We start from the raw sequence: 17,493 nt of genomic DNA, 5'->3' as shown, positions 1-17,493 counted from the left end.
CCATACTGCTACGGCCGTACGCGTCGGGGGCGCGTCGTGCCCGCCGGGGGTCGAAAACGCGTCACACTCCGGCGGTCTCCTCCGCCACGACGCGGCGCGCCACCGCGAAGGCCGCCCTGGCGGCGGGCAGGCCGCAGTACGGCGCGGTCTGCACCAGCACCTCCTCGATCTCCGCCGGGGTCACGCCGTTGCGCAGGGCGGCGCGGGTGTGCGGGGCGAGCTCGTCGAGGTGACCGCCGGCGGTGAGGACGGCCAGGGTGACCAGGCACCGGGTGCGCCGGTCGAGTCCGGGGCGCGCCCAGGTCCCGCCCCACTCGACGCGGGCCGCGAAGGCCTCGAAGCCGGCGGCGAAGGCGTCGGTGCCGGCCTCGGCGGTGACGGCCGGGGCGTCGTCTCCCAGCACCTCGGCGCGGAGGCGCAGCGCCTGGGCGTCGGCATCGGCAGCTTCGGAAGCCGCGGGGGTGCCGTCCGTCGTGCCGGGGCCCTGGGGAGCCGGCGCCGGGGCGGCGGCCGCGTACGGGTTGTCGCCCAGCGGCGCCGGGGCCGGGCCGAAGCCGATGTGGGGGACGGCGGCGGCGCCGGATGCCGCGTCGCCGGCCGGCGCGGCCGGGCCGAAGGCTCCGGCGAGGCCGGGCAGCACCGCACCCGAAGCGGCCGGGGCCGTTGCACCGCCGTCCCATGCGGGCTGCGCCGCGGCGGCTTCCGCGGCCGGAGCCTCGTCCGGGTCCGTGGGCGGCCCGAAGCCCGCCGGTGCGGGCGAGGTGGCCTGATCCACCGGGGCCGGGGCCGGCTCCGGAGCGGCCGCCGGGCGGTCGGCGGCGTCCTGGGCAACGGGCTCGCCGGGTGCGGGCGTCAGGGGCGGCGACGTCTGCCAGGCCGTGGTGAAGTGGCGTACCAGCAGGTCCGTCAGTGCCGCCGGCTGTTCCACCGGGGCGAGGTGGCGTGCCGCCGGGACGACGGCGAGCCTGGCGTCGGGGATGCCCGCCACCAGCACGCGGGCCTCGGCCGGCGGTGTGAGCGGGTCCTCGGCGCCGACGACGACCAGCATCGGCACGCCGATCCGGCCCAGCTCGGCCCGTACGTCGAAGGCGGCGAGCGCGTCGCAGGCGGCGGCGTAGGAGGGGATGTCGGTCGTGCGGACCATCTGGACGGCCCAGTCGACGATCGCGGGCTGCGCGCCCGCGAAAGCGGGGGTGAACCAGCGCTCGGGTGCGGAGCGTGCGACCGGCTCGAGGCCGTTCGCGCGGATCTCCGCGCCTCCGCTCCAGTTCTCCGCGCCGTCGAACCGCGCGGCCGAACCGACCACGGCGAGCGAGGCGAGCCGATCGGGGTGGCGCAGGGCGAGGTCGGTGCCCATCGCTCCCGAGACGCAGCAGCCCGCGTAGCCGAAGCGTTCGACGCCCAGCGCGTCCAGCGTGGCGAGCAGCCGGTCGGTGAGCTCGCCGACCGTCGTCGCGGGCTCGGCGGGGGCGCCGCCGTGGCCCGGGAGGTCGAAGCGCACCACGCGCCAGTGGCGGGTGAACTCCGGGACCTGGCGGTCCCACATGTGCCAGGTCGCGCCCAGCGCGGGGCCGAGGACGAGTACGGGGCCCTCCTCGGGGCCGTCGGTCCGGTACTGGAGGGTGGGGGTCTGCTTCTCGCTCACCGCGCCACGCTATCCGCCGCGGCCGGACGCCCGTTCGAGGGGGTGGCGGCGGACGGGGTCAGGGCGTGGTCGTCGAGACGACGTAGACCTGGGGGAAGTCGGGGTTGTCCAGGTTCGCCGTGATCTCGAGGTTCGGCTTGGGCCGCTCCTGCTCACGGACCGTGCCCGCCCAGTGGTGGCCGTCGGCGAACTTCCAGCCCACCACGTCCGCCTCGTCCTCGTCGATCGTGACCTCGCCGTCCTTCAGCTCGGCGTCGGAGCCGGCGTAGTCGTCGAGCCACGCGTCGAACTTCTCGCGCGTGGTGGTGAACTGCAGGTACAGCGAGCTCGCCTTCCACGCGTTGGTCTCGAAGTGGGCCACGTGCTCCGCGTAGGGCGGGACCGACACCTCGTACAGGCGTCGCTGGAGGCGGGTGGGCCAGCCTTCCTCGAGGCCGGTGGCGGCCGCCTGCTCCTTCTTGCTCTCGCCGCCGCCGCGGCTCTGCATCGCGGAGATGTAGAGGTATCCGGCGGGGATGGCGATGAGCAGGAAGACGATCAGCGGCTTGAGCCAGCGGCGGCGGGCCGGGCCGGCGCCCGCGTCCGTGGTCGCGCCGTCGGTCTCGGGGTGCTCGGGCGGCTCGTTCGCCGCCATGTGTCCGGGCTGGTCCATGACGGTCACCCGCGGCCTGCCCGGGCGTAGCGCTCGTAGCGCTCCACCCTGCGCCGGTTGGCCCTGCGGAAGCGGCGGGCGACCAGGCGGGCCAGGTCGGCGGCGCCGACCATGCCCGCCTCCGGGCCCAGCTGCGCCTTGACGATGCGGGCCTCGGGGCGGTAGCCGCGGCCGGTGAGGTGGCGGCGGAAGGCGTCCCGGGCCGGGCCGATCAGCAGGTCGTCGGCCGCGCTGACGCCGCCGCCGATGACGAAGCAGGAGGGGTCGAGGGCGGCGGCCAGGTTGGCGATGCCCACGCCCAGCCACTGGCCGATGTCCTGGAGCAGCTCCACGCACATGGCGTCGCCGGAGCGGGCCAGCTCGGTGATCAGGGGGCCGGTGATCTCGGAGACGTTGCCGCCGACGCGGTCGATGATCCCGTACGCGACCGGCGACTCGGCGGCCGCCAGCTCACGGGCCTCGCGGACCAGCGCGTTGCCGGAGCTGTACTGCTCCCAGCAGCCGCGGTTGCCGCACGGGCAGCGGTGGCCGCCGGGCACGACCTGCATGTGGCCGAACTCGCCGGCGACGCCGAACTTGCCGCGCTTGACCTGGCCGTCCTCGAGGATCGCACCGCCGATGCCGGTACCGAGGGTGATCATGACGAGGTGGTCCTCGCCGCGGCCGGCGCCGAAGCGCCACTCGGCCCAGGCGGCGGTGTTGGCGTCGTTGTCCACCATGACCGGGACGGCGAGGCGGCCGGCGAGGCGGTCGCGCAGCGGTTCGTTGCGCCAGGACAGGTGCGGGGCGAAGAGGACGCGGTTGCGGTCGGCGTCGACCCAGCCGGCGGCGCCGATGCCCACGGCGTGGACGTCGTGGCGGTCGGAGAGGTCGAGGACGAGCTCGACGATGGTGTCCTCGACGACCTTGGGGCTCTTGGACTTGTCCGGCGTCTCCGTGCGGAGCTTCTCCAGGATGTTGCCGTCGGCGTCGACGACGCCCGCCATGACCTTGGTGCCGCCGATGTCGATGCCGACGGTGGGGACGCGCGGGGCGGTGAGGTGCGAGCGGCGCTCGCGCGTGCCGACCGTGCGGAGCACGGTGGCTTTGGCGGTGCCTCGGTGTACCCGCTCGCGGTACATGCTCATCGCGGTCGTGCCCCTGCGGTGGTGGTGGATGTGGACTCGGCCGATTGTGCCTCACCGGCCCGGTGCGCCGCGAAACGGTGCCGGGGGGTGGGGGCCGGCCCCCACCCCCGGTGCACGCGCCGCGGGCGCGTCAGGCGTCGCCGGCGGAGTCGACCGGCTTGCCGCCGATCACGTCCGGGACCGGGGCCCGCTCCAGCTCGTGGCTGAGCTGGTCGAGCTCCGAGCCGCCCGCCATCTGGCGGGTGAGCTCGTCCAGGGCGATCTGCGACTTCGTGTGGCTGCCCGCCATCGATCCCCGCTTGAGGAGGACGAAGCGGTCACCGACCAGATACGCGTGGTGCGGGTTGTGCGTGATGAGGACCACGCCGAGGCCCGCGTCACGGGCGGCCGCGACGTACTTCAGGACCACGCCGGACTGCTTCACGCCCAGCGCGGCGGTGGGCTCGTCCAGGACCAGCACCTTCGCGCCGAAGTACACGGCCCGGGCGATCGCCACGCACTGGCGCTCGCCGCCGGAGAGCGTGCCGATCGGCTGGTCGACGTCGCGCAGGTCGATGCCCATGCGCAGCAGCTCCGCGCGGGTCGTCTCGCGCATCGCCTCGACGTCCAGGCGCTTGAAGGGGCCGGTTCCCTTCGTCGGCTCGGAGCCGAGGAAGAAGTTCCGCCACACCGGCATCAGGGGGACGACCGCCAGGTCCTGGTAGACCGTGGCGATGCCCCGGTCCAGGGCCTCGCGGGGAGAGCTCAGCCGCGTCTCCTCGCCCTCGATCTCGAAGCTTCCCGCGTCGTGCTGGTGCAGGCCCGCGATGATCTTGATCAGGGTCGACTTGCCGGCGCCGTTGTCGCCCAGCACGCAGGTGATCTCACCGGGGTGCACCTCCAGGGAGACGCCCTCGAGCGCGCGGATGTTGCCGTAGAACTTGCTCACGTCCGTGAGCTTGACCAGGGCGGTCATTTCGTCGCCTCCGCGCGCTTACGGACCCATGCGTTCAGCAGGGTCGCCAGGAGCAGCATCGCGCCGAGGAAGAACTTGAACCAGTCCGGGTCCCACTGCGCGTACACGATGCCCTTGCTGGTCATGCCGAAGATGAACGCGCCGACCGCGGAGCCGATGGCCGAGCCGTAGCCGCCGGTCATCAGGCAGCCGCCGATCACAGCCGCGATGATGTAGAGGAACTCGTTGCCGACGCCCTCGCCCGACTGGACGACGTCGTACGACATCAGCAGGTGCTGGCCCGAGATCCAGGCGCAGAAGGCCACGGCCATGTAGAGGCCGATCTTGGTCTTGTTGACCGGGACGCCGACCGCGCGGGCCGCGTCGGCGCCGCCGCCGACCGCGAAGATCCAGTTGCCCACGCGTGTGCGCAGCAGGACCCAGGTGGCGAGGGCGACCAGGCCGAGCCACCAGAGGATGGTGACCTGCAGGTCCACGCCGCCGATCGTCAGGTGGGAGGCGAACAGGGCCCGGGCGGACTCGAAGCCTTCCATGTCGCCGATCGTCTTGGTGGAGACGGTGCCGCTGATGAGCTTGGTGAAGCCCAGGTTCAGGCCGGTGAGCATGAGGAACGTACCGAGCGTGATGATGAAGCTCGGCAGCTTGGTGCGGGTCAGCATGAAGCCGTTGAAGAAGCCGATCGCCAGGGTGGCGAGGAGGGAGACCCCCACGCCCACCCAGACGTTCGCCGTCATCTGGTAGCTGAACATCGACGAGACCAGGGCGGACGTCGTGACCATCACGCCCGTCGACAGGTCGAACTCGCCGCCGATCATCAGCAGCGCCACGGGCACGGCCATGATGCCGATCGTGGAGGACGCGTAGAGGACCGTGGACAGGCTCGAGGCCTGGAGGAAGCTGTCGGCGACGAACGAGAAGAAGACGAAGACCGCGGCGGCGCCCACGACCGCGCCCAGCTCGGGGCGGCCCAGTACGCGGCGGAGGTAGCTCCGGGTCAGCAGCCGTTCGTCGGCCGGCACGGCTGTACTCATCGTGTGCCCCGCTTCGTGTACTCCGCCAGGGTCTTCGCGTCGTCCTTGGTGACGATCTGCGGGCCGGTCAGCACCGGGCGGCCGCCGCCGAGCATGTCGCGGTTGTAGCGGTAGAGCCACAGGAGGTCGACGGCCTCGTAGCCCTGGAGGTACGGGTCCTGGTCGACGGCGAAGCCGAGGGTGCCCTTCTGGAGGGCGTCGGCGACCTTGGCATTGAGGTCGAAGGTGTCGACCTCGGCCTTGCTGCCGGCCTGCTCGGCCGCCTTGACGGCGGTGGTGGCGAAGGGGGCGCCGAGGGTGACGACGGCGTCGATGTCCTTGTCGGACTGCAGCTTCGCCTCGATGGACGACTGCACGTTGGGCATGTTGGTGCCCTCGACGTACAGGTTCTGCAGCTCGCCCTTGAAGGACTTCTTCACGCCCTCGCAGCGCTGCTCGTGGCCGACGTTGCCCTGCTCGTGCAGGACGCAGACGGCCTTCTTCCTCCCGCGCTGGTTGAGCTGCTCGCCGACGGCCTCGCCGGCGATGACCTCGTCCTGGCCGATGTGGGTCAGCGCGCCGAAGTCCTTGGACTTGTCGGAGCCCGAGTTCACCGTGATCACCGGGATGCCGGCCTTGCGCGCCTTGGCGACGACGTCCTTCATGGCGTCGGGCTTGGCGAGGGTGACGATCAGGCCGTCGACCTTCTGGTCGATCATGGCCTGCACGTTCTGGGCCTGCTTGTTTCCCTCGACGTCGTGCGCGTAGAGGAACTTGATGTTGTCCTTGACCGCCGCCTGCTTCGCACCGTTCTGGACGATGTCCCAGAAGGTGTCGCCGTCGCCCGAGTGGGTGACCATCGCGAAGGTCCACCGGGGGGTGTCGACCGCGGAGCGGCCCTGAGCGGCCTTGGCTGCCCGCTCCTCGGCCCGCTTCCCGCCCGTACTGCTGCACCCAGCCAGTGTGGCGCCGAGCACCGCTGCCAGCACGGCGCTCACCGCACGTACGCCTGTCCGAACCCTTGCCACGAGGACTTGCCCTTCTCACTGTCTGTCACGGTGCGGCCGGGCCCCTCTGCCACGGACCCAACCGCCCAAGTATCCGTCACCATCCGTCACCGCTGTCGGCCGGGGCTTCGGCGGTGCCGCGGGGCTTCTTCCCGTGCGTGGAGTTGTAGTGGCGGACGACACACTGCGTCAAGGACTTTGTCAGAACATTCTTATGGCATGACAGGTCAGGACCGGGCCAGGAGCTGGAAGTCGAACGCGTAGCGCGAGGCCCGGTACAAGTGGGAGCCGAACTCCACCGCACGGCCGGTGTCGTCGAAGGTCGTCCGCTCCATTGTCAGCAGGGGGGCGCCTTCCGGTTCGGCCAGCAGCTCGCCCTCCTCGGCGGTGGCGGCGCGGGCGCCGATCGTCTGGCGGGCGCTGTGCAGGGTGATGCCGGCCTGCCGCAGCAGGCGGTAGAGGCCGGTGCGCCCGAGCGTCTCGGCGTCGAGGTCCAGCAGGCCGAGCGGCAGGTGGTTGCGCAGGTGGGCCACCGGCTCGCCGTGGGCGAGGCGCAGCCGCTCGAGGCGCAGCACGTCGGCGCCCTCGGCGATGCCCAGGGCGGCGGCGACCGGCGCGGGGGCGGGCTCGACGGCGTGCCGCAGGACGCGGGTGGCGGGCTGCTGGCCGGCCGACTCCAGGTCGTCGTAGAGGCTGCTGAGCTCCAGCGGGCGCTTGACCTGGCTGTGCACCACCTGGGTGCCCACGCCGCGGCGGCGCACCAGGAGGCCCTTGTCGACCAGCGACTGGATGGCCTGGCGGACCGTGGGGCGGGACAGGCCCAGCCGTCCGGCGAGCTCGATCTCGTTGCCCAGGAGGCTGCCGGGGGCGAGCTCACCCCGTTCGATGGCGGCTTCGAGCTGCTGGGACAGCTGGAAGTAGAGCGGGACCGGGCTGCCGCGGTCGAGGGAGAACTGAAGGGGTTGCTGCTTCGCCACGGAGGGAGCGTAGCCGGACGACCTGATGACGGGAAGTCCGGAGGTCCGGTTGTCCGGACATGAGCCCTGCCCCGGCGGGCGGGGCAGGGCGGGCGGCCGGAAGCGGCTAGAAGCGGACCGGCAGCCGGTGGGGGCCGCGCATCAGCATGCCCTCGCGCCAGATCAGCGCGTCCGGGTGGCAGTCCAGCTCGAGGTCCGGGCAGCGCTCGAGCAGCGAGCGGATGGCGATCCGGCCCTCGAGCCGGGCCAGCGGCGCGCCCAGGCAGTAGTGGATGCCGTGCCCGAAGGCGACGTGGCCGCGGGCGTCGCGGTGGATGTCGAAGCGGTGGGGGCCGGGGAAGCGGTCCGGGTCGCGGTCGGCGTCGGCCAGGGCGACGACCACGAGCTCCCCGCCGCCGGGGATGCGGGTGCCGGCGATCTCCATCGGCTCGGTGGTGAAGCGGTACGTGGAGGTCTCCACGGGACCGTCGTAGCGCAGCATCTCCTCGACGGCGTTGTCCAGCAGCCCGAAGTCGGCGCGCAGGTCGGCGAGCTGTCCGGGGTGGCGCAGCAGGGCGAGCACGCCGTTGCCGATGAGGTTGACGGTCGTCTCGTGCCCGGCGACCAGCAGGAGCCAGGCCATCCCGATGAGCTCGTCGGGCGAGAGCCGGTCGCCGTCCTCGTCGGTGGCCCGGATCAGGTCGCTCAGCAGGTCCTCGCCCGGCTGCCGCCGCTTGGCGGCGACCAGGCCGGCGAGGTAGCCGGCGACCTCCTGGGCGTTGCGGGTCTTCTCGTCCGGCGGGGCGGTGCCGATGGCGACGTCCGACCACTGGTGGAACGCCTCGCGGTCGAGGTCGGGCACGCCCAGCAGCTCACAGATGACGCCCATGGGCAGCGGGAAGGACAGGACCTGGACGAGGTCGGCGCGCCGGTCCGGCGCCCGGAGCATCCGGTCGAGGAGGCCGTCGGTGATCTGCTGGACGCGCGGGGCGAGCGCCTCGACGCGCTTGGCGGTGAACTCCCTGGCCACCAGCCGGCGCAGCCGGGTGTGGTGCGGGGGGTCGGCGCTGAGCATGTGCGGGCCGGCGGCTATGACGGGCAGGCCCAGCGCCCCGGAGGCGTTGTCCCAGTTCTTCGACAGCCGGGGGTCGTTGAGGGTGTTCCGTATCTCGTCGTGGCCGACGACGAGCCAGCACTCGGGCCCCTCCGGCGTGCGCACCCGGTGCACGGGGCCCCGCGCGCGCAGTTCGGCGTACACCCGGTAGGGATCGCGGGTGAACTCCTCGCCCATCGCCGCCAGATCGACCGTCCGGCCCGTGGCTCCCGTTCCGTCCTTCAGTACTGTCACAGCATTGCCCCCTGGTCGTCGGGTACGTGCGCGGCCGGGTCCACCGTACGGGGGCGTACGGTGTCGCGACATCAGCCCCGAGGACGACGCGAACTCCCTGCCTCCCCCTCGCGGTTGAACGCCTGGCCGCCTACCAGTGCCGTCCGGCCGGGATGCGGGAGAGGCCGGGCGTGGACAGGTGGAGCACTTCGTAGCGCTCGGCGTCCGGGCCCTCGGACTCCGGGACGGCGTCGGCCCACAGCACGAAGCGCAGCAGCTGCCAGTGGTGGGGGTCGAAGGCCAGGGCCGCCGTGTGCACCGCCGCGGAGCGCGCGGTCGCGCGCAGCCCGGCGAGCGCCCCGGCCACGGCGGCGGCCGGGTCCGCCGTGGCCGGTACGGGCGTCAGCAGCCGGGACGCCGCCCGGGGGGCCTCCGGCCGGGCGGGGCCCGCCTCGCACGCGATGCCCGCCCAGTGCTGCACGACCGGGCGGCCGAAGTCCGCGACGATGCCCTGGAAGCCGCCCCCGCCGACCAGGAACTCGCCCATCGCCCCGGCGTGCTCCCACAGGTAGAACGGGGCGTACTGATTGACCGGGGAGCCGTCGACCCCGCGCTCGCGGATGGCATAGGCCTTCAGGCCCAGCCCCTCGCGCTCATCGAGGGCATGGCCGCGGGTGGCCACGCGCTCCCGGATGATCTTCATGTCGTAGTCGGCGGGCAACGTGATGTCGTACTGCATGGCGTGCACGGGCGTCCTCCCCCTACGGGCGGTCGGTGGCGTGTGCGGCGAGCAGGGCCAGTACCCCCTCGACGGCCTGGCGGAACGGTGCGCTGTCGCCCGCGGCGCGGGCCAGGACGTAGCCGCCCTGCAGGACGGCGACGACGGCCGACGCGGTCGTCGCCGCATCGAGCCCGGGAGACAACTCGCCGCGCTCGCGCCCCTCGGCCAGAACGCCGGCGATCCGCCCGCGCAGCCAGTCGAAGGTCTCCTCGACCGGGCGGCGCAGCGCCGGGTCGGCCATGACGTCGGGGTCCTGGGCGAGGCGGCCGATGGGGCAGCCGCGCAGGACGTCGCGCTCGCGCAGCAGGTAGGCCGAGATCCGCTCGAGGGACGTGCCGGGTCCGGCGAGGAGGACCTCGGCCGTGGCCCGCAGCTCCTCGGCGGTGCGGCGGACGGCCGCGAGGGCGAGGTCCGGCTTGCCGGCGAAGTGGTGGTACATGCTGCCCTGGCCCACTCCGGCGCGCTGCTGGATGGCGCGGGGGCTGGTGCCGACGTAGCCGCGCTCCCACAGCAGCTCACGGGTGCTCTCGATGAGGCGTTCCGGGGTGCTCACGCGGTCAGTGTACATACTAGTAGGTACAACGGGTCCGGCACTGAGCCCGGAAAGGCGGCGATGGGCCCGGGAAGACGAAGGGGCCCCGCCACCCGGAGGGGTGGCGGGGCCCGCGTCGTCGGTCGTCCGTCAGCAGCTGAAGTCGACCAGGTCGAACGTCCGGTAGTGGTCGCCGGTGTAGTAGTCCTCGTGCGCCTTCTTGCCCGCCACGACCCGTCGGGCGCCGCGGTCCGGCGAGCCCGGGGTGATCACCGTGTACTCGTGGTAGTAGCCGCTCGACTGCTTGGGCAGCACGCCCTCGCGGTTGGTGAAGACGGTCCCGTCCTTGGGGTACGGGAAGGGGCCGCCCTGGTCGATCAGGCGGATGGTGTCGTGGGCCTGCGAGGGCAGGTCGGAGTAACAGATGTCGCCGACGACCTTCATGGCCGGAGCCGAGGCCGCGGCGGGGGCGGCGACCGAGTGTGTGGCGGCGACGGCCGGGGTACCGAGGAGCAGCGTCGAGGTGAGGGCGATGAGCGCGGCGAAGCGCACCGGGCGCTGGGGGGTTGTCATGAACACAAGCATGACGCGCGTAGCACATGTCATGTCAATGCCAATCGGCTGATGTTTTCCCTGACGTTCATCACAGGCAGTTTGCCTCGCGGGCAATTTTTTTGCCTCACAGGCACGCCCGCGTCTATACCGGAAGCATGAGCCCATCGCCCGAACAGCGGCCCGCTCCCCCCGGGGGCGCCGCGGAAGAGATACCCGTCGTGGCCCCGCAGTTGCGGGCCCTGCGCCGGCGCAGCGGGCTGACGCTGGAGGCCGCCGCCGCGCTGGCCGGACTGTCGCCCGCCCATCTGTCCCGGCTGGAGACCGGCCGGCGGACCCCGTCGCTGCCGATGCTGCTCGCGCTGGCGCGGGCGTACGGCACGACCGTGTCCGACCTGCTGGGCGAGGTGCCCGAGGGCCGCGACCCCATCGTACGGGCCGACCGCATGGAGGCGCAGGAGGCCGGCGGCTGGACGTACTGGCGGGCCGGCGGCTCCGGGCGGGCCATGCAGGCCCTGCGGCTGCACGTCCGTCAGGGCGGCGGCCAGGAGGAGCTGGTGCGGGTGCACCCGGGCGAGGAGTGGCTCTACGTCACCAGCGGGCAGCTGCGTCTGACGCTGGGCGAGAGCACCCACCTGCTCGGCGTCGGGGACGCCGCCCACTTCGACTCCCTCACCCCGCACCGCATCGCGGCGGCGTCGCCGGGCGGAGTGGACCTGCTGTTCATGCACACGCTGATGCAGAGCGGCGTCTCCGAGCTGTGCCTCGGCGCCGCACCGACCAGGAGGGGAATGCCATGAGCGACAAGGCGATCGGCGACGGGGCCAGGGACTTCGTGGAGGAGGACCGGGCCCCCATGGGCATGACGGTCCGGGTCTTCATCTATCTCGTCGCCGTCCACTTCATCGTCGCCTTCTTCTTCCTCCTCTTCTATCTGGGCGGGGCGCGCGAATAACCCGGCGCGCAACCCGGCGCGGCGGCACGGCCGGAGCGGCCGCCGCGGCCCGTCGCCCGCCGATACGCTGGCGCCATGACCCGTACAGCCCGGGAAGTCGTCGACGACGCGCTCCGCACGCTCGCACCGGGCAGCGGCACGGTCCGCCTCGTCCCCGAGATCGCGGCGGGCCGCGCACCCCGCGCGGCCGTCGGGGCGTTCGCCCTCGAACAGCACCACGTCATCACGAGCGACCGCCGCAGCTTCGCGCACCTGGCCGAACGGGCCGCCGCCGGGCGGCAGCCGCTCGTCGCCGACTTCTTCGACCACCTCGCGCGCGGCGAGGACGTCGCCCTCGAACGGCTCGGCCCGCTCGCGACCGCCTGCGGGCTCGACGGGGCGGCGGTGCGCGCCCATGAACCGCGGGCCGGCTGCCAGGCGTATCCGGCGTACGCGGCCTGGCTGGCGCTGTGCGCCGAGCCCGTGGACGTCGTCGTCGCGCTGAGCGCCAACTTCGCGGCATGGGGCCAGTACTGCGCCACCGTCGGCCTGGCGCTGCGCGAGCACTACGGCTTCGACGACACCGCGTGCGGCTTCTTCGACTTCTTCGCGGCACCGGACCCCGAGGGCGCGCAGCGGGCCCTGGCCGCCGCGGGAAGCGGGCTGGCCGGCGGGCGGCTCTCGGAGCCGCTGGCCCACCGGTACGGACGGCTGTTGCAGGACTACGAGGCGATGTTCTGGGAGACGCTCGCTCGGACGCCCGACCCGTAGAGTGGCCGCATGGTGATCTACCGTCCGGCGCGCCCCGACGAACTGAGGGCCGCCCGCGAGCTGGACAACTCCTTCACCACGAGCACCGTCCTGCGGGTGACCGCCTCCGACGACGGTTTCGTACTGCACCAGGTGCCGGTGGAGCCCGAGTTGCGCAAGGTGTACCCGGACGACGAGGACGAGGAGGGCGAGGACCAGGAGGTCCTCGTCGCCGACGCCGGCGGCGAGCTGTGCGGCGCGGTCTCCTTCGCGTACGAGGAGTGGAACCGCCGCCTGGTCGTCGCCGACATCAGGGTCTCCCCCGGCCGGCGCGGCCGGGGCATCGGCGCGGGCCTGATGGACCGTGCCCTCGCGCGCGGGCGTGAACTGGGCGCACGGACCGCCCCGGCCGTACGGGCCTACCGCCGGATGGGGTTCGTCCTGTGCGGCCTGGACACCTCGCTCTACACCGGCACGTCCTCCGAGGGCGAGACGGCCCTGTTCATGAGCCGCCCCCTGGCCCCCGCTACGGCCGGGCGGCCCTGAGCTCCAGGCTGCGGGCGGCCTCCTCGGTGAGCGAGCCGTGCACGCGCAGCCGGGCGACGCCGCCGTCGGGGTGGATCTCCAGGCGTACGTGCGTGGCGGTGGGGGCGCCGGCGAGCGGGAAGCGGTGCACGGTGTCGGGCTGCAGCCGGGTGCGGGGCAGCAGTTCGCGCCAGCCGGCGGCGCCGGCGGGGTCGGCTCCCGTGGTGGCGTCGAGGACGGACACCGTGGCCCAGCCCGGGGCGTTGCCCTTGTAGCAGCCGGTGTCGATCTCGACCGCCCGCAGGACCGCCTGTCCCGTGAGGCGGTGGCGCACCCAGTCGTGGCCGCCGTCGCGGCGGCGGCGGGTCTCCCAGCCCTCGCCCATCGAGCGGGACCTGCCGGGGTGGATGCTGTGGAACGGTGAGGAGTAGAAGCTGTCGGAGGCGTCCTCGACGTGGCCGCCGTTCTCCAGCGCCGCGAGGTCGAAGACGCCCAGGGCGGCGAGCCAGGCGGCGTCCGGGACGGCCTCGCCGTGGACGCGCAGCCGGGCGATGCCGCCGTCGGGGTACTGCTTGAGCCGCAGGTGGGTGAAGCGCCGGCCGGCGTCGACGCCGAAGCCGTTGGCGGCGTGGCCGCCGACAGGGTTGCGCGGTACGAGGACGGCCCACCGCACGTCGTCGGCGAGGAGTTCCCCGGGCGAGGGGGTGCCGGGCAGCGAGGTGCCCTCGAGGCTGACGGCCAGGGGGTGGTTGCCCCGGAAGTGGGCGGTGTCGACGACGACCCCCCGGACGGTCCCCGGGACGCCGAGCCGTATCAGGGCCCAGTCGTGGTCGTCGTCCGCCGGGTGCGGGGCGTCGGCCGAGGCGCCGCGCCGGCGGCGGGTCTCCCAGCCGTCCATGATCTTGCCCTTGTGGCCGAAGAGTTCGGGGTCGAAGCGGGCGGGGCCGGGCGTCAGGAGGTTCTCGCGCTCGGCGAAGAACTCGTCGCCGGCGGCGACGACCGAGGCGCCCAGGCGGCGGTCGGCGAGGTCGGGCAGGCCGGTGAACGGGTAGTCGGCGGTGCGGTAGTCGGCGTAGGGGTCTCCGCCCGCGTAGGGGTTCGCGTCGCCGGTGAACGGAGAGGTGCCGGTGAACGGGGAGGTGCCGCTGACGCTCGTGCTCATGCGCGCTCCAGGAGTCGGCCGGTGGGCTCGGTCAGGGGGGTGCCGTGGTCGGCGATCCGGCGGCCGCGCAGCCAGGTGGACCGGACGACGCCGTACAGCGTCCGGCCCGCGTAGGCGGTGACGGGGTTGCGGTGGTGGAGGGCGGCCGGGTCGACCGTGAAGGTCTCGTCGGGGGCGAGGACGGCGAAGTCGGCGTCGCGGCCCGGTGCGATGGCGCCCTTGCGGGACAGGCCGGCGAGGGCCGCGGGGCCGGCGGACATCCAGCGGGCCACGTCGTGGAGGGTGTGCCCGCGCCGCCGCGCCTCGGTCCACACGGCGGGCAGGCCGAGCTGGAGCGAGGAGATGCCGCCCCAGGCGGTGGCGAAGTCGGGGACCTTGAGGTCGGTCGTGCACGGCGAGTGGTCGGAGACGACGCAGCCGACGGTCCCGTCGGCCAGCGCCGCCCACAGGGCGTCCCGGTCGGCGGCCTCGCGGATGGGCGGGCAGCACTTGAACTCCGTGGCGCCGTCGGGCACGTCCTCGGCGGTGAGGGTGAGGAAATGCGGGCAGGTTTCCCCCGTGACGGGCAGGCCGCCGGCCCGGGCGGCGGCGATCAGGGGCAGCGTGCCGGAGGAGGACAGGTGCAGCACGTGGACGCGCGTACCGGCCCGGCGTACGACGTCCACGAGCGCGGCGACGGCCTCGTTCTCGGCGGCGCGCGGGCGGGAGGCGAGGAAGTCGGCGTAGCGGGCGCCGCCGCGCTGCGGCGCGGCCGCCAGCTCCCCCGGGTCCTCGGCGTGCACGATCAGCAGCCCGCCCAGGCGGGCGATCTCGCCGGCCACGGCCTCGAGGTCGGCGCGCCCCAGGTGCGGGAACTCCTCGACGCCAGACGGGGAGAGGAAGGCCTTGAAGCCGAACACCCCGGCCTCGTGCAGGGGTCGCAGGTCGGCGAGGTTGCCGGGCAGTGCCCCGCCCCAGAAGCCCACGTCGACGTGCGCCCGGTCGCGGGCCACGGCCTGTTTGGCCCGCAGGTTCGCCACGGTGGTGGTGGGCGGGAGGCTGTTGAGCGGCATGTCGAGGAGCGTGGTGACGCCGCCGGCCGCCGCCGCCCGGGTGGCGCTCGGGAAGCCCTCCCACGCCGTGCGGCCGGGGTCGTTCACGTGCACGTGGGTGTCGACGAGGCCGGGCAGCAGGACGTCGTCCCCGAGGTCCTCGACGACGGCGGCCGCGGTCCCGTCCTCGTACGGCAGGACCGCCGCGATCCGGCCGTCGGTGACGGCGACGCGGGCGGCGCGGACGCCGCCCGGTGTCACGACCCGCGTCGAGCGCAGTATCAGGTCCACTCCACGGCCTCCCGCCGGCCCGAACCGACCCGTCGCTTCAACGTTCTGTTGAAGCCTGGCGACGACGGGCAGTCTTCAACCGGGACCGGCTTCGGTCAATACCTTTCACATATCGGAATATGGATTTCACACATCAGAAACGCGCACGTGGCATCCGCCGTGGCCGGTAGGCTGCTGCCACCCCCCACCCCGGAAGGAGCGCCGTGCCCTCGTCCGCCGAGCCCCGAACCGCCACCAGCAGTGGCGGCGTCCAGTCCCTCGAGCGTGCCTTCGACCTGCTCGAGCGGATGGCCGACGCGGGCGGTGAAGTCGGACTCAGCGAGCTGTCCGCGAGCAGCGGTCTGCCGCTGCCCACCATTCACCGCCTGATGCGCACGCTGGTGGCCTGCGGATACGTACGGCAGCAGCCCAACCGCCGGTACGCCCTCGGCCCCCGGCTGATCCGGCTCGGCGAGAGCTCGGCCCGGCTGCTGGGCACCTGGGCCCGGCCGCACCTGGCCCGCCTGGTCGAGGAGACCGGCGAGACCGCGAACATGGCGCTGCTCGACGGCGACGAGGTCGTGTACGTGGCGCAGGTGCCCTCGCGCCACTCGGTGCGGATGTTCACCGAGGTCGGGCGGCGTGTGCTGCCCCACACCACGGGGGTCGGCAAGGCGCTGCTCGCCCAGTCCGCCGACGACGAGGTCCGCGCGCTGCTGGCGCGCACGGGCATGCCGGCCGCGACCGAGAAGACGATCACCACGCCCGACGGCTTCCTGGCGGAGCTGGCGCGGGTGCGCGAGTCGGGCTTCGCGATGGACGACAACGAGCAGGAGATCGGCGTCCGCTGCCTCGCGGTGCCGGTGCCCGACTCTCCGACGTCGGCGGCCATCTCGATCTCGGGCCCGGCGGGCCGGGTCACGGAGGCCGCCACGGAACGCATCGTCCCGCTGCTGCAGGTCGTGGCCGCGGAGCTCTCGCAGGCGCTCGCCGCCACCACCGTCACCGCCTGATCACCGCCCCGGCGGGGGCTCAGGAGCCCTCGCGGGGGCGCGGCACCTCCGCCGCGTCCGCCTCCGCCCCGCCCGCCGGCCTCCCGGCCGCCGGGGCGCCCGGGAGCTCGCCGAAGCGGTCGACGGCGGCGCGGACGGCACCGAGCGCGGGGGCCAGGGCGCTGACGGAGCCCACGGCGCCCGCCACCAGCAGCAGGGAGCGGCGCAGCCGGGAGACGTCGGGGGCGCCGGCGCGGGCCATGGCGTCCAGGGCGGCCAGCTCGTCCTCGGCGGCGTCCCGGTCCGGTAAGGGGGCGGGGTGCCCGGCCAGCTCCCGGCGCAGCCGGGACACGGCGGCGCCCAGCTCGTCGACTCTCGGGTCCGTCTCCTCGCCGAAACGACCCGCTCGCTCCTCTTCCACCACTACGGCGCCTTCCGCCACGACTTGTCCCCCTCCCGCACTCGCTCGCGCGGATCAGTTAACGCCAATTTCCGTGCGACGCGCCACACGCACAGCGAAATTCAGGCCGAGCGTTCACGTACGAGTGACGAACTGACGTCCGGCGCACATCCGCCCAGGTATGCGGTATGCAGGGGCTATGGCGCGAACGGCGGACACGGGTGCGAAACAGGCGTGCGTGGCGGGGCTGTTGCTGGCGGCCGGGGGCGGGCGGCGGCTCGGCGGGCGCCCCAAGGCGCTCCTGGCGCACCGGGGCGGCCTGCTGGTGGAGCACGCGATGCGACAGCTGTACGAGGGCGGCTGCGGGCCGGTGCACGTGGTGCTGGGCGCGGGCGCGGCCGAGGTGCGGGCCCGGCTGGGGCCGCCGGCGCCGGACCGGGTCCTCGTGGACAACCCGCGCTGGGAGCGGGGCATGGGGTCCTCGCTGCGGGCCGGGCTCGCCTCACTGACGGCGGTCCCGGGCGTCTCGGCGGCGGTGGTCGTGCTGGTCGACCAGCCGCGCGTGGGTGCGGCGGCCGTCGCGCGGGTGCTGGCCGCGCACCGGGCCGGGGCGCATCTGGCGGCGGCGGCCTACGAGGGCGGCCAGGGGCATCCGGTACTGCTGGGGCGCGAGCACTGGGCGGGCGTGGCGCGGGCGGCCGAGGGCGACCTGGGGGCCCGCGCGTATCTGCGCCGGCACGCGGCGGACCTGCGGCTCGTGGAGTGCTCGGACGTGGCGGCGCCCGACGACGTCGACACCCCGGACGACCTCGCGCTGCTGGAATGACACGCCATTGAACTTCCACGATAAGAAAACTATTCTCCACAAGGCCAGTTGAGCATGCG

At 73.6% G+C, this 17,493-nt stretch carries 20 protein-coding genes; 6 read left to right on the top strand and 14 right to left on the bottom strand.

Annotated features, from left to right (window positions below; genetic code table 11):
* Positions 1-61 precede the first annotated feature (61 nt).
* The 11 genes from pcaDC to IE295_RS01765 all read right to left on the bottom strand — a co-directional run bounded on the left by pcaDC (position 62) and on the right by IE295_RS01765 (position 10,565).
* Positions 62-1,645, bottom strand: a complete 1,584-nt coding sequence (gene pcaDC, locus IE295_RS33220; protein WP_224322959.1) for a bifunctional 3-oxoadipate enol-lactonase/4-carboxymuconolactone decarboxylase PcaDC — start codon at positions 1,643-1,645, stop codon at positions 62-64.
* A gap of 58 nt (positions 1,646-1,703) precedes the next feature.
* Positions 1,704-2,297, bottom strand: a complete 594-nt coding sequence (locus tag IE295_RS01810) for a hypothetical protein (RefSeq protein WP_224322958.1) — start codon at positions 2,295-2,297, stop codon at positions 1,704-1,706.
* A gap of 5 nt (positions 2,298-2,302) precedes the next feature.
* Positions 2,303-3,424 (bottom strand): ROK family glucokinase, encoded by a 1,122-nt coding sequence (locus tag IE295_RS01805; RefSeq protein ID WP_190061615.1) that lies wholly within the window; start codon positions 3,422-3,424, stop codon positions 2,303-2,305.
* Between the two features lie 130 nt (positions 3,425-3,554).
* The gene (locus tag IE295_RS01800; protein WP_190061614.1) at positions 3,555-4,379 is read right to left on the bottom strand and encodes an ATP-binding cassette domain-containing protein; all 825 of its coding nucleotides are present in this window, start codon (positions 4,377-4,379) and stop codon (positions 3,555-3,557) included.
* Entirely contained in the window at positions 4,376-5,410 is a 1,035-nt protein-coding gene (locus IE295_RS01795) for an ABC transporter permease (protein ID WP_190061613.1), read from the bottom strand. The genes IE295_RS01800 and IE295_RS01795 overlap by 4 nt, the downstream gene beginning before the upstream one ends.
* On the bottom strand, positions 5,407-6,417 hold the full coding sequence (locus IE295_RS01790; RefSeq protein ID WP_443732305.1) for a sugar ABC transporter substrate-binding protein: 1,011 nt from the start codon (positions 6,415-6,417) through the stop codon (positions 5,407-5,409). The genes IE295_RS01795 and IE295_RS01790 overlap by 4 nt, the downstream gene beginning before the upstream one ends.
* A 206-nt stretch (positions 6,418-6,623) precedes the next feature.
* A complete protein-coding gene (locus IE295_RS01785) occupies positions 6,624-7,373 on the bottom strand; it encodes a GntR family transcriptional regulator (RefSeq protein ID WP_190061611.1) in 750 nt (249 codons plus the stop codon).
* A gap of 106 nt (positions 7,374-7,479) precedes the next feature.
* On the bottom strand, positions 7,480-8,643 hold the full coding sequence (locus IE295_RS01780; RefSeq protein WP_224322979.1) for a cytochrome P450 family protein: 1,164 nt from the start codon (positions 8,641-8,643) through the stop codon (positions 7,480-7,482).
* A 187-nt stretch (positions 8,644-8,830) separates the two neighbouring features.
* The gene (locus IE295_RS01775; protein WP_190061609.1) at positions 8,831-9,427 is read right to left on the bottom strand and encodes a DUF4865 family protein; all 597 of its coding nucleotides are present in this window, start codon (positions 9,425-9,427) and stop codon (positions 8,831-8,833) included.
* Positions 9,428-9,440: 13 nt separating this feature from the next.
* Complete coding sequence (locus IE295_RS01770; protein WP_224322957.1) at positions 9,441-10,013, bottom strand: TetR/AcrR family transcriptional regulator; 573 nt, start codon at positions 10,011-10,013, stop codon at positions 9,441-9,443.
* A gap of 129 nt (positions 10,014-10,142) precedes the next feature.
* Positions 10,143-10,565: a guanyl-specific ribonuclease gene (locus tag IE295_RS01765; protein WP_190061607.1), complete on the bottom strand. Its 423-nt coding sequence runs from the start codon at positions 10,563-10,565 to the stop codon at positions 10,143-10,145.
* Positions 10,566-10,702: 137 nt separating this feature from the next.
* Here IE295_RS01765 and IE295_RS01760 point away from each other — a divergent pair, with 137 nt between their 5' ends.
* From IE295_RS01760 to IE295_RS01745, 4 genes are all read left to right on the top strand, one after another.
* Complete coding sequence (locus tag IE295_RS01760; protein WP_190061606.1) at positions 10,703-11,344, top strand: helix-turn-helix domain-containing protein; 642 nt, start codon at positions 10,703-10,705, stop codon at positions 11,342-11,344.
* A complete protein-coding gene (locus tag IE295_RS01755; RefSeq protein ID WP_190062436.1) occupies positions 11,341-11,499 on the top strand; it encodes a DUF6126 family protein in 159 nt (52 codons plus the stop codon). The genes IE295_RS01760 and IE295_RS01755 overlap by 4 nt, the downstream gene beginning before the upstream one ends.
* 75 nt (positions 11,500-11,574) lie before the next feature.
* Positions 11,575-12,249 (top strand): TenA family protein, encoded by a 675-nt coding sequence (locus tag IE295_RS01750; protein ID WP_190061605.1) that lies wholly within the window; start codon positions 11,575-11,577, stop codon positions 12,247-12,249.
* 9 nt (positions 12,250-12,258) lie between these two features.
* Complete coding sequence (locus IE295_RS01745; RefSeq protein ID WP_190061604.1) at positions 12,259-12,774, top strand: GNAT family N-acetyltransferase; 516 nt, start codon at positions 12,259-12,261, stop codon at positions 12,772-12,774.
* Here the strand turns inward: IE295_RS01745 and alc are convergent.
* Both alc and allB read right to left on the bottom strand, forming a co-directional pair.
* Positions 12,755-13,915 (bottom strand): allantoicase, encoded by a 1,161-nt coding sequence (gene alc / locus IE295_RS01740; protein WP_190061603.1) that lies wholly within the window; start codon positions 13,913-13,915, stop codon positions 12,755-12,757. The genes IE295_RS01745 and alc overlap by 20 nt on opposite strands.
* Positions 13,912-15,237 carry an allantoinase AllB gene (allB, locus tag IE295_RS01735; RefSeq protein WP_190061602.1) on the bottom strand — a complete coding sequence of 442 codons (1,326 nt, stop codon included), beginning with the start codon at positions 15,235-15,237 and terminating at the stop codon, positions 13,912-13,914. The genes alc and allB overlap by 4 nt, the downstream gene beginning before the upstream one ends.
* 203 nt (positions 15,238-15,440) lie before the next feature.
* On the opposite strand from allB, the gene IE295_RS01730 reads away from it, so the two are divergent.
* Complete coding sequence (locus IE295_RS01730; RefSeq protein WP_190061601.1) at positions 15,441-16,229, top strand: IclR family transcriptional regulator; 789 nt, start codon at positions 15,441-15,443, stop codon at positions 16,227-16,229.
* Positions 16,230-16,248: 19 nt separating this feature from the next.
* Here IE295_RS01730 and IE295_RS01725 read toward each other — a convergent pair whose 3' ends face one another.
* Positions 16,249-16,629 (bottom strand): DUF5955 family protein, encoded by a 381-nt coding sequence (locus tag IE295_RS01725; protein WP_224322955.1) that lies wholly within the window; start codon positions 16,627-16,629, stop codon positions 16,249-16,251.
* Between the two features lie 178 nt (positions 16,630-16,807).
* Here IE295_RS01725 and IE295_RS01720 point away from each other — a divergent pair, with 178 nt between their 5' ends.
* The gene (locus IE295_RS01720) at positions 16,808-17,434 is read left to right on the top strand and encodes a nucleotidyltransferase family protein (RefSeq protein WP_190061600.1); all 627 of its coding nucleotides are present in this window, start codon (positions 16,808-16,810) and stop codon (positions 17,432-17,434) included.
* Positions 17,435-17,493: the final 59 nt, after the last annotated feature.

Source organism: Streptomyces griseocarneus, from assembly GCF_014655595.1.
Classification (GTDB): Bacteria; Actinomycetota; Actinomycetes; order Streptomycetales; family Streptomycetaceae; genus Streptomyces; species Streptomyces griseocarneus.
Note: the sequence above shows the minus strand (reverse complement) of the source record. Positions and strands in the feature narration are given on the sequence as shown.

Bases quoted from the DNA above. Each gene is read 5' to 3' on its own strand.
- IE295_RS01745 (WP_190061604.1), top strand. From the start codon at position 12,259: ATGGTGATCTACCGTCCGGCGCGCCCCGACGAACTGAGGGCCGCCCGC.
- alc (WP_190061603.1), bottom strand. From the start codon at position 13,915: ATGAGCACGAGCGTCAGCGGCACCTCCCCGTTCACCGGCACCTCTCCG.
- IE295_RS01755 (WP_190062436.1), top strand. From the start codon at position 11,341: ATGAGCGACAAGGCGATCGGCGACGGGGCCAGGGACTTCGTGGAGGAG.
- IE295_RS01750 (WP_190061605.1), top strand. From the start codon at position 11,575: ATGACCCGTACAGCCCGGGAAGTCGTCGACGACGCGCTCCGCACGCTC.
- IE295_RS01810 (WP_224322958.1), bottom strand. From the start codon at position 2,297: ATGGACCAGCCCGGACACATGGCGGCGAACGAGCCGCCCGAGCACCCC.
- IE295_RS01805 (WP_190061615.1), bottom strand. From the start codon at position 3,424: ATGAGCATGTACCGCGAGCGGGTACACCGAGGCACCGCCAAAGCCACC.
- IE295_RS01720 (WP_190061600.1), top strand. From the start codon at position 16,808: ATGGCGCGAACGGCGGACACGGGTGCGAAACAGGCGTGCGTGGCGGGG.
- IE295_RS01760 (WP_190061606.1), top strand. From the start codon at position 10,703: ATGAGCCCATCGCCCGAACAGCGGCCCGCTCCCCCCGGGGGCGCCGCG.
- IE295_RS01765 (WP_190061607.1), bottom strand. From the start codon at position 10,565: ATGACAACCCCCCAGCGCCCGGTGCGCTTCGCCGCGCTCATCGCCCTC.
- IE295_RS01800 (WP_190061614.1), bottom strand. From the start codon at position 4,379: ATGACCGCCCTGGTCAAGCTCACGGACGTGAGCAAGTTCTACGGCAAC.
- IE295_RS01795 (WP_190061613.1), bottom strand. From the start codon at position 5,410: ATGAGTACAGCCGTGCCGGCCGACGAACGGCTGCTGACCCGGAGCTAC.
- IE295_RS01780 (WP_224322979.1), bottom strand. From the start codon at position 8,643: ATGGGCGAGGAGTTCACCCGCGATCCCTACCGGGTGTACGCCGAACTG.